Origin of the sequence: Cryobacterium sp. Sr8 (genome assembly GCF_004403225.1) — a bacterium.
Classification (GTDB): domain Bacteria; phylum Actinomycetota; class Actinomycetes; order Actinomycetales; family Microbacteriaceae; genus Cryobacterium; species Cryobacterium psychrotolerans.
In genome coordinates this window covers 1-10008 of sequence record NZ_SOHO01000050.1, presented here as the reverse complement: position 1 = coordinate 10008, position 10008 = coordinate 1, and the positions used below count along the sequence as shown (strand labels likewise).

Genomic DNA, 10008 nt, shown 5'->3' with positions numbered 1-10008 from the left:
GGGATGTCGCCCAGCTTGCGGATGCGCTCCAGAAGTCCATCGCCCGGCCGATCCGGATCGGCGATCACGTCGCATCCGTGGATGCGAGCATCGGCATCGCCTTCGGCGTCGGCCACGACGACCCCGAGTCGTTGCTGCGGAACGCGGACCAGGCCATGTACCTGGCCAAGGACCGCGGGCGCGCTCGCTTCGAGGTCTTCGACGACGATCTACGTGGTCGGATCGACCGGCGACTGGACACCGAGATCGCCCTGCGCAGTGCGGTCGAACTGGGGCAGATCGAGACCTGGTACCAGCCGATCGTGGACCTGCGGGAGCGCAAGGTCGTGGCCACCGAAGCGCTGGCGCGCTGGCGTCGGCCCGATCGCGGGCTGGTGATGCCGGGCGAATTCATCCCGATCGCCGAGGAGGTTGGCCTGATCAAGCAGATCGGGAGCACGATCCTGAGCCAGGCGTGCCTGGCGGCCACCGTGCTGGAGCGCGGTATGGCTGTCAGCGTCAACGTGTCTCCGCACCAGTTCGTGCGAGACGACTTCGGTGCGGTGGTCAAGCGGGCGCTCAGCAGCTCCGGGCTGGCTCCGAACCAACTCTGGCTGGAGCTGACCGAAAGCGCCGTGATGGAAGCGATCGGCTCGGCCGCCCGGACGTTCCAGGAACTCCGCGGCATCGGTGTGCGTCTGGCCATCGACGACTTCGGCACGGGCTACTCGTCGTTCACCCACCTCCGGGAATTCGATGTCGACCTGTTGAAGGTGGACATGACGTTTGTGCGCGATATCGAAACCTCCGCGCACGATCGGGCGATCGTGGAGGGCGTCATTCGGTTGGCGGAATCGTTGAAGCTGGACGTCGTCGTCGAGGGCATCGAAACGACCGGCCAACTGGAGCTGTTGCAGGCCATGGGTTGCCGCTTCGGGCAGGGCGACCTCTTCTCCAAGCCGTCGCCCAACGCATCACCGGTCGTGCGCTTCGAGGATTTCCTGGCACCTTCGGGCACCGCTTAGCCTCAATACCGTTCAGTTGAGCGTTTGAATGGTGATTACTGAAGTGTGAGCAGGTTGTGGCGAGTACGCGTGATGGAAGCGTTTGGCAGGCCACTTGGAGATCTTCTGTTTGATCACGCGAGGGTTTGATCGCCGTCGGCGAGCGGGGTTCAGACGTCGGACCAGAGCGAGAAAGGCGTGGCGCCAGACGGCCTTCGCTCGGTCAGGGTGTGGAGGGGGAAAAAGCGCCCTGAGCCACGGAGCGGCGGGCGAGGCGGAGTGCGGCGACGAAGGAGACTCGGTCAGGGTCACGGCGGGCGTGCTGGGCGGCCTCGACCATGAGGGTCCGGATTGCGTAGTGGCAGCACAGGTGGCCCCAGATTTCCTGCTTGACCAGGTCTGGGGATTTGGATCGCATCACCATGCGCGGGCCGCTTTGATGGGTCTTCAATTCGTCGAACACGGACTCGATCTCCCACCGTTCGGAGTACACGGTCGCCAGTTCTTCCGCCGAGGCCTCGGCCGGATCCAGAATCGTGGTCAGTAATCGGTAAGCGTCGGGATTGTCGCGTCCGTCGTCGATCGTGTAGTCCACGACCCGCACCGTCAAGGGTGTCGCCGACTGCCGCCCCGGGCCCGAGGTGGGGATAATCTGCGCCAGCCAGGACCCATCAGGCAGGGTCTCCTGATGCCGAGGACGTAGGTTCGTCTTGACCTGCCAGAGCAGGTCAGCGCCCGTGGAGGCCGCTTGCGCCCACAATCGGAAGCCGTAGAAGCCTCGGTCGGCGAGGACCAGCATTCCCGGCTGGAAGCGTCCGGCGAGCTCGCGGGAGAGTTCAATTTCCGACGTCGTGCACGGGCCGATCACCGCGTCCAGCACAGCGTGCGTCCAGCACAGCGTGCGTTCCGCACTCCGCCAGCGCCACGAGACGTGCTTGCGGGAAAGCGGATTGCTCGCCGCGACTGACAGGCGGGCGACCAAAGAACTCCGCATTCGCCGCGCTGTCGGCCAGATCCAGGGCTGTTCCGTCGATGGACATCAAGCGCCGCCCAGCCAACCAGGACCCAGGCGTGTTCGGCACCGCGAGAGGGCGCGCTACGCGGGCGAACAAGTCCCGCACCGGCTCGAACCCCAGCCGCAGACGCGCCTGGAAGATGCCCGACTTCGACGGTGGCACATACGTCTCGGACCAGCCAGAGGACCACGACAGCCCATCCGTCAGCTGAGCAAATACATCCTCGTAGGACCCTTCGGCATACAGGTCCAGATCAAAGCGTGGCAGATTTGCTCGGGAGACCAACGGATCTGCAGCTTCTTCTGCACGTATTCGCGCAATCGTGAACCCCTGACCAGCTTGATGTCCTTGGGGCGGGGTCGGCGCTCCGCGGCAGTGCGGTGGGCCGCATAGGGCTCGTAGGAGCCGGCGTCGGTCTGGTTGCGGCGCAACTCCCGGCTGATCGTCGACGGCGCCCGAAGCAGGGTCCGGGCGATGGAACGGATTGATGCGCCCGTGGCGGAGAGGTCGCGGATCTTCTCCCGGTCGACCAGCGACAGGTACCGCGGATCCAGCTGTCTTTCCACGAGGGGAAGCAGCAGGCGTTGACGGGCTTCGCTGAGAACAGGCACTTCCTTGTTGTAGTCGATGACGCGACCGTCGGGGTAGACGCGGCGATTGCTGGCGTGTTCGATTCGCTGGTCCCAGTCGATCGCGGTGCGAATGTTCAGCCCGGTCTGTCGGGCGGCATCGACGCGGGCGATGCCGGCCTCTCGGAGCCGAAAGTACTCCGCGCGTCGGGCCCGGCTGTGTTTCTTGGCATCGATGCCGGCATCGACCAGCCATCTGTAGCAACTGGCGGGATGAAGCCCGACCTCGCGGGCGGCGAGGCTGACCTTGCCAAGTCGCTCGAATGCTTCAAGGAATTCGATCTTCTCGGCTTCGCGATAGATCCTGAGCGGTGATGGTGTTTTCGGGGTCTCGAGCATGGGTGTCGCAACTCTCAGGATGGTGAGTGTTGCGACGATCGCTAGAACCCAAGGCAGAACTGGGGAATTTCAGTGAGCGCCATCACACCGGTCGATGGTGTCTTTGGAGACCGTCACCGTGCCACCGAACGGCCCCGGATGCACCATCACCGCGAGGGCTCTCACCATCGGGCCGCGCTGACGCGTCGTCACGGTGTCGTCGGCGGCTTCGCGGATGAGTTGGTAGCGAAACAGCGCGATCTTCTCCGTCCGGTCCCGCCGCACCGCCGAATCAGACGGCGATCCGGCCGGCGGCACGAGCAACGACTGGGCGGCCGCCGCCGGTGATGCCCGTGGCGATGCCGATGGGAGTGCGGGTGGGGTTGCGGGCATGGTGGTGTCCTCTCAAACAGTGAACACGCCGATCACAGGGGTGTGGCAGGCGCTCCTGCCACCCTTCCCGGCCGAGAGGTTCGGGCGTAAGGGCCGGTTCGTGTTGGGACCCGCGGCCCACCAGCTCCGGCAGAAAAGCCGACCATTCGTCGTGGCGATGCCGGCCTGCACCCACGTCACCGTGACGGTCGCCGTGAACCGGCGGGCCAGACCGTCGGCATACGCCATCAACGCCGACAACGCCTCACCCGTGACGGTGCCGGCCGGTGTCGGCCAGAGCACCACGGCGTCGGGAGCATCCCGCACCAACAAACCCGTGAACCGGTCACTGATCTGAAAGGCTGAGGCGCCGAACGCGCGCAGCCAGCCGCGCACCGTCGAGAGCGGGCGGCCGCACCCTGCCGCGATCCTCCGGTGACCCCACCGCAGCGCGGTCTTCGCCTCGATCGCCGCGGCGATCACCTCGGCGGTGTCGGCCCGACGGACGGCCAACCGCACCTCCAGCAGCACGCGCGTGCTTCGGCACGCCACGCACCGTGATCGCCGCGGCCGGAGCCGCCGGCCCGCCCAATCCGGGCCGAGGCCCTCACGAATAAAACGCGCTCGAGCCCACCCCCACGGCCGTAACCGGCCCCCGCAACCTGGGCAGGTCATACGCCCGACCAGCAGGTCCAACTCGACAGAAACAGGATCATGACTTAGCGTGAGCATCAGCGCGCCTTTACGCGTTAGAACGGCCCGGCGTGATCCTCAAAGATTGCACGCCGGGCCATTCGTCTATCCGGGCATCGTCAGCCTGACGCCGCCGACCACCGGACACCAAATCCAGTCGCGCTAAAACCCATCGTCACCGGGGAAGACGCCTACCTCGTCACCCCGGGAGACGTACAACACCAGTCTGACGGACCTGGAAACCGTGCTCAAGTCCTTCGACTCACCCGACACGATCCACGGCGTCGTGGCAGAACTTGAACGGCACGGTTGGGTTCATGAAGAGGACGGGCTCCTGCGGCTAACTTCTGACGGTGCGCAGACGCAGACGGACCTCACGCCCGTCGTCGATCGAGTCCGGCGGCAAGTTCAGAATGCTCTCCCGCCTGACGACTACATCAACCTCATCCGGCTGCTCGCCCGATTCACCGAAGCGCTGTGATCGCCAGCACCTAAGCAACGGTTCGTCAGCGGGACGTCCACGGACGTAGGTTGGCTACAATTCGCCGAAGTTCCGGAGTCTCGGGGGAGTGGCGTTTGGGAATGGCTGGCCGACGCCGTGGGCCCTGGCAGTGGGGTCATGAACCAGCTCAGGAGCCGCCGTTGAGGCTGCGCCGACGCTGGGCCTCAGCCGACGAGCCGGCGTAGCTCGCGCACGGCCGCAGCCACCTCGTCGAGCGGAGCGCGCGACTGCACCAGCCGCTCGACAACCGCGGCCTGCTCCGATCCGGGCCGGCGGTAGCTGCCCAACGCGCCGACGAGCTTGTGGGCGGCGGACTCGGCCTCGTCGGCCAGCACATCGCCCGAGCGGTCTCCACCTCCGGCCTCGACGTACCGCTCGAGTGCCGCGACGCGCTGGTCGGCGAGGTACCCGTACCGCTCCCACATCTCGGCGAGGAAACCGTCGACCGCGTCGGTCACGGTCCCCATCCCAGCGACTCGGACACCAGACGCGGCAGCTCCATCGGGTCGAAGGGCTTCGCCAGCACGCCACGCACGCCCTCGGCCAGCCACCGCTCTCGCTGGGTGGCATCGGCCCGGGCCGTGAGCAGGAGTACCGGGATGTCGCGGGTGCGCGGGTCGGCCTGCAGCAGCGCATACGTTGTCGGGCCGTCGACGCGGGGCATCATCACGTCGAGAAGGACCGCGTCCGGCTGGGAGGCGGCAACTATATCCAGCGCCTCCATACCGGAGGACGCCTCGATCACCCGCAGGCCACCGACTCGCTCAAGGCTGAGTCGGGCGACTGCGCGGATGTCCGGCTCGTCGTCGACGACGAGCACGCAGCGCGTCACGTCTCCTCCTTGCGCCGGAGGGGGCCGGGCCACGGCCCGTTCCGCGGCCTGCGCTGCGGCAGCACGACCGTGAACGTGGAGCCCTGCCCGAGGATGCTGTCGACGTCGATGCGGCCGCCGTGCGCATGCACGATGCTTTGGCAGATGGCGAGCCCGAGGCCGCTGCCCTGCTTCTCGCGGGCGTCGCTCACGTCGACCTGCGCGAAGCGCTCGAAGATCTGCTCGACCCGGTCGGGCGGGATGCCACGGCCCTTGTCGCACACCTCGAAGCGGATCTCACCCTCTCGCATCCGGGCGGTGACGCGGACCGCGCTGCCGGAGTGGCTGAAGCGGACGGCGTTGCCCAGGAGGTTGACGAGCACCTGGGCGAGTCGGTCGGCATCGCCCCAGCAGATGTCGTCGGAGGTCTCCTGCTCCAGTCGGACGCCGGCCTGAGCGGCCATCCCTTCTACGGCTGCGAGCGCCAGCGCGACCAGGTCGCTCAGCCGGTGAGGACGGCGCACGACGTGCATGTGCCCCGCGGACAGGCGCTCGAGATCGAGGATGTCGGCCACGAGCCGACTGAGGCGGTCGGTGTTGGTGAGGGCGATGTCGACAAGCGACTGCGCCTCGGGCGGCAGTTCGGCGACGACCCCGGCAGCGAGGAGGCCGAGCGAGCCGCGCATCGAGGTCAGCGGGGTGCGCAGCTCATGGCTCACCACCGAGACGAACTCGTCCTTGAGCCGCTCCACCTCCCGCCGCTGGCTGACGTCTTGGAAGACCAGCACTGCGCCGGCTGTCCGGTCGTCCTGCCGCAACGGCGCAAACGAAAGCTGCACCAGGAAGACCTCACCGTCCTGCCGACGGAAGGCGTCGTCCACGCCGACGAGCACCTGCTCGTCGCGCAGCGCCGCGCCGAGCGCACAGTCGTCGTCGTAGCACGAGCTGTCCTGGGGGTGCAGCAACTCGTGCAGCGGCTGGCCAAGCAGTTTTTCGGCCGGTGCCGCGAGCAGGTCGCACGCCGCGGGGTTGACGAGCGCCAGCCGGCCCTCCCCGTCCGTCGCGCAGATCCCGTCGCCCGCCGAACGCAGTACGGAGTCTGTGAGCCGCTGTGCCAGCTCAGCGGCAGCCAGCCGGCGCTGCACCTCCTCGGCGCCGAGCTCGAGCTCGGCCCAGGCGGACATGTCGGCCAGGACTTCCAGGTCCGCGCGGCTCCACGTGCGCGGCACGACGTCGAAGGCGCATAGCGTTCCCACAGCCTGTCCGTCCCAGCGCAGCGGGTAGCCGGCGTAGGCGCGCAGGCGGGGAGGGCCGACGACGAGCGGATTGTCACAGAATCGCGGGTCCGTGGATGCGTCGCCGACGAGCACCGGGGCGTCGTCGACGACGACGAAGTGGCAGAACGACGCGTCGTGATCCAGCGCGGGGTCGGTCTGTCCGGTGCAGGCCACGACCCACAGCCGCGTCTCGTCGACGAGATTGATGTAGACCACCGGCACGTCCAGCAGATGCTTCGCACGATCCACGATCCGGCGGAAGCGCTCCTGGCCCGGCTGGTCGAGCAGCCCTAGCGCCCGCAGCGCCTTGACGCGGGTGTGCTGGCGTGAGGTGGTCACGACGTACGGCTTGGGGAAGTCGTGTGGTGGGGCAGCGGCGGCGGGACCAGCGGCTCGTCCGCCGGGTGCTCGGGGTCGTTGGCCGCTGGACCGACAGCCTGCGCGGTGAGTCCGCCCTCCGGCGCCCCCCCTGTCCCGGCGGCCCGGGGCGTCACCTTCCAGGCCTTCTCGCGCATGGCTTGCTTCACCTGCGCGACGCGTGCGATGACGTTCTTGTACTCGGTGTAGAAGACCGAGGCAACCACGAGGTACAGCCAGAACCACGCCGTGCGGGAGCGGATCTCCGGATCGGCCTGGCGATACGCGAACAACGTCTGCCACGGCCCGACGCTGAGCGTGAAGATGGTCGTGAGGACGAACACCGGGACGAACCAGTCGAGGTGCTGCGGCCCGCCGGCGCGATGGGCGTAGAAGGCGATGAGCGGGAACATTTGGACGCTCAGCCAGGGGTAGACCTCGCGCCAGCCCAGCAGGAAGAAGAAACCGAACCGCTGTCTGGGCGTGAGCCCGGGGTTGCGCAGCGCCCCGAAGAGGTGGCCCAGGGACACCTGGAACCACCCTTGCGCCCAGCGCATCCGCTGGTTCCACAGTGCCTGCAGCGTCGTCGGCGCCAACTCGCGGCTGATGAGGTACGGGTCGGAGCCGATCCGGTAGCCGGCTTCGACGACCCGCAGGGCAGAGTCGATGTCCTCGGTGAGCATCGAGCCGCGGAAGCGCGTCTCGCGCAGCAGCTGCGTGCGCCAGTAGCCGTTTGACCCGCCGAAGATGCCGAACTGGTGCAGCTTCGCCCGGCCGGGGTGGCTGACTGCGTAGATCATCTCGAACTCGACCGCTACGGTGCGCGCCACCCAGGAGGCGTCGCCGTTTCGTACCACCGGGTGGCCCTGCACGACGTCGTACCCATCGGCCATCCAGCGGTAGGCGCGCACGAAGCTGTCTGCCGCGGGCAGGTGGTCGGCATCGAAGACACCAGTGAACTCACCAGTGACGATCTGCAGGGCGGCGTTGACGTTCTGCGCCTTGGACGTGCTCCCCTCCACCTTGAGCAGAGTGAAGCGCGTCTCGCGCTGCGCGAGCTCGCCGAGGACGCGCTCTACCGGGAGCGGGACGGGCGAGTTGTAGGCAAGCACGACCTGCAGGTCGCCGGGGTAGTTCACCCTCAGGAAGGCCTCGACGGTCTCCAGGACGGTGGCGGCCTCATTCGGCAGGTACGCCGCGATGACGGCACTCGCAGGCGGGTACGCCGGACCGCCGTCCTGCTCCTCTGGTGCGGGAGGCGGCTGCGCCGGGTTCAGGGCGAGCAGTCCTTCGACCCAGATCGCGATCCCTGTCACCAGCAGCGAGAAGACGACGACGAGGTAGGCGAACGGTGTGATGTCGAAACCCGCGCGGTCAGCCAACAGGTAGACGAAGTACGGCAGCACAATGCCTATGACGAACGTCAGCGCGACCTGGAACGGCGTGCGCAGCCGCTCTAGAAGCGGCCGAGGCTGGCGCGGTGCCGCGGCCTCGGCGAGCATCTCGGGACGGTACGCGATCGGCCGCAGATCGAGGTGCATCTGCGCGTGCTCGAGCGCCGCGCCGGCCTGCTCGACCGCCTGCTTGGCCGACTGGACGGCGTCGAGCGGGACGTATCCGACGAGCGGGGTAACGCTGACCTTAGAGCCCTCGACGTCCAGGCGGCGGCCGGCGAGGCGTTCGGAGAGTCCCTGCAGCAGGTCGCGCACGTCGTCCGACGACGTCTCCGGCAGCAGCAGCCCGAAGCCGCCATCGGGGGTACGGCCGGCCGTCTCCAGCGGCGTGACCACGGCGCCGAGCACATCGGCGACCTGCCGCAACACCTCGTCGACCCCGCGCTCCCCGAAGCGCGCACGGATGCTCCCGGACTCGTTCAGCCCGAGCAGTGCCAAGTGCCCCGAGCGGCCACTGCGCAGCGCCCGCTCGCGCTCCCGGTCGAGCTCGTCCATGAACGTCGCGGACGAGGCCAGCCCCGTGCGGCGGTCAGTCTGCAGTCGGTCAGCAGGCAACGGCGGCCGTAGCCGCTTGGCGTCCACGCGAGCGACCAGGACCGGCAGGTCGAAGGGCTTGGTGATGTAGTCGTCCGCGCCGAGACGCATGCCGGACACCACGTCCGCGGCCTCCGCGCGGCTGGTGAGGAACAACAGGGGCAGGGAACGCAGCCGGGAGTCCTCGCGCAGTCGCTGCACGAGGGTGAAGCCGTCCATGTCCGGCATGTTGACGTCGGAGACGACGACGTCCGGGACCGCCTCGGCCAGTCTCTCCAGCGCCTCGGCGCCGCTGGAGGCCGTCGTGACGCGGTAGCCGGCTGCGAGGAGCCCTTGCGCGACCAGGCCCACGATCATCTCGTCGTCATCGACGACAAGCACCGCGCCCCGGTCGTCGGCTACTGCCCTACCCGTCATCGGGTTGCTCCCGGTCAATAACTCCCCCTACGGCCTTCCGGCGCAGGACTGGAGCGACTGCGTGGTGCCTGTTGAACTCTACATGGCGAGTAGCGCTTGATGGTAGCGCCAGTCCACGTAGTTGGTAGCGCGGTTCTGACGAGGTGGTAGCGGCGGCCCGGGCGGAGTGCCCGGGCCGCTACGGTGTTATTCCCAGTAGGCCTCGTGGGCGCGGGCCTGATCGTTGCGGTGCCTCCGCATGTCGATCTGGCCTAGTACTACAGTCGTGTTTATGGGGTGTGTCCGCGGGTTCGATAGTGATGTCGTTTCGCGGTTTGTTGATGTCGGCGTCGTCAGCGTGAGCGGCTCAGGACGCGTTCGGGGTTCGCTGGCTGGGTGAAGACCAGGCAGACGAGGAGGTGCCTGATTTCGGGCAGGCTCAGGGTGATGAGGTCGCTGTCGTCTGGATGTTGGCCCCCTTTTTTGACCGGGTGGCGGTCAGGAACGCGTGGGCGAGCATCGAGAGGGTGATATGCCGATACCAGCCTGTGTATTGACGCACCTGGTAATGATCCAGGCCTGTTTGGCCTTTGCTGGTCTGGAAGCTCTCCTCGATGGCCCAGCGGGCTCCGGCGGCCCGGGCGAGGTCTGCCAGGGCAACACGTT

Annotated in this window: 9 protein-coding genes and 2 pseudogenes; 2 read left to right on the top strand and 9 right to left on the bottom strand. The window is 67.6% G+C overall.

The window, feature by feature from the left end; translation table 11 throughout:
- Positions 1-1004, top strand: a 1004-nt coding sequence (locus E3T54_RS10860; RefSeq protein ID WP_134475686.1) for a bifunctional diguanylate cyclase/phosphodiesterase, incomplete at its 5' end; no start/stop codon positions are given.
- 202 nt (positions 1005-1206) lie between these two features.
- Here the strand turns inward: E3T54_RS10860 and E3T54_RS17350 are convergent.
- The 4 genes and pseudogenes from E3T54_RS17350 to E3T54_RS10835 all read right to left on the bottom strand — a co-directional run.
- A pseudogene (locus E3T54_RS17350) lies at positions 1207-2251 on the bottom strand (IS4 family transposase); the annotation flags it as partial.
- A complete protein-coding gene (locus tag E3T54_RS17710) occupies positions 2203-2967 on the bottom strand; it encodes a helix-turn-helix domain-containing protein (RefSeq protein ID WP_134475684.1) in 765 nt (254 codons plus the stop codon). The gene E3T54_RS17710 and the pseudogene E3T54_RS17350, both read right to left, overlap by 49 nt.
- Before the next feature lie 69 nt (positions 2968-3036).
- Positions 3037-3339, bottom strand: coding sequence for a hypothetical protein (locus E3T54_RS10840; protein ID WP_134475683.1), 303 nt, complete (start codon positions 3337-3339; stop codon positions 3037-3039).
- Between the two features lie 12 nt (positions 3340-3351).
- The gene (locus E3T54_RS10835) at positions 3352-3849 is read right to left on the bottom strand and encodes a hypothetical protein (RefSeq protein WP_134475682.1); all 498 of its coding nucleotides are present in this window, start codon (positions 3847-3849) and stop codon (positions 3352-3354) included.
- A 406-nt stretch (positions 3850-4255) separates the two neighbouring features.
- Between E3T54_RS10835 and E3T54_RS10830 the strand changes: the two genes are divergently transcribed.
- Positions 4256-4492: a hypothetical protein gene (locus E3T54_RS10830; protein WP_134475681.1), complete on the top strand. Its 237-nt coding sequence runs from the start codon at positions 4256-4258 to the stop codon at positions 4490-4492.
- Between the two features lie 185 nt (positions 4493-4677).
- On the opposite strand, the gene E3T54_RS10825 is transcribed toward E3T54_RS10830, so the two are convergent.
- The 5 genes and pseudogenes from E3T54_RS10825 to E3T54_RS10805 all read right to left on the bottom strand — a co-directional run.
- Complete coding sequence (locus E3T54_RS10825) at positions 4678-4971, bottom strand: hypothetical protein (RefSeq protein WP_134475680.1); 294 nt, start codon at positions 4969-4971, stop codon at positions 4678-4680.
- Positions 4968-5345, bottom strand: coding sequence for a response regulator (locus E3T54_RS10820; protein ID WP_134475679.1), 378 nt, complete (start codon positions 5343-5345; stop codon positions 4968-4970). The genes E3T54_RS10825 and E3T54_RS10820 overlap by 4 nt, the downstream gene beginning before the upstream one ends.
- Complete coding sequence (locus E3T54_RS10815; protein WP_166804898.1) at positions 5342-6940, bottom strand: ATP-binding protein; 1599 nt, start codon at positions 6938-6940, stop codon at positions 5342-5344. Before E3T54_RS10815 ends, E3T54_RS10820 begins: the two co-directional genes overlap by 4 nt.
- Positions 6937-9363 carry a response regulator gene (locus tag E3T54_RS10810; protein ID WP_134475677.1) on the bottom strand — a complete coding sequence of 809 codons (2427 nt, stop codon included), beginning with the start codon at positions 9361-9363 and terminating at the stop codon, positions 6937-6939. The genes E3T54_RS10815 and E3T54_RS10810 overlap by 4 nt, the downstream gene beginning before the upstream one ends.
- A 418-nt stretch (positions 9364-9781) precedes the next feature.
- Positions 9782-10008: pseudogene (locus tag E3T54_RS10805) on the bottom strand (hypothetical protein); the annotation flags it as partial.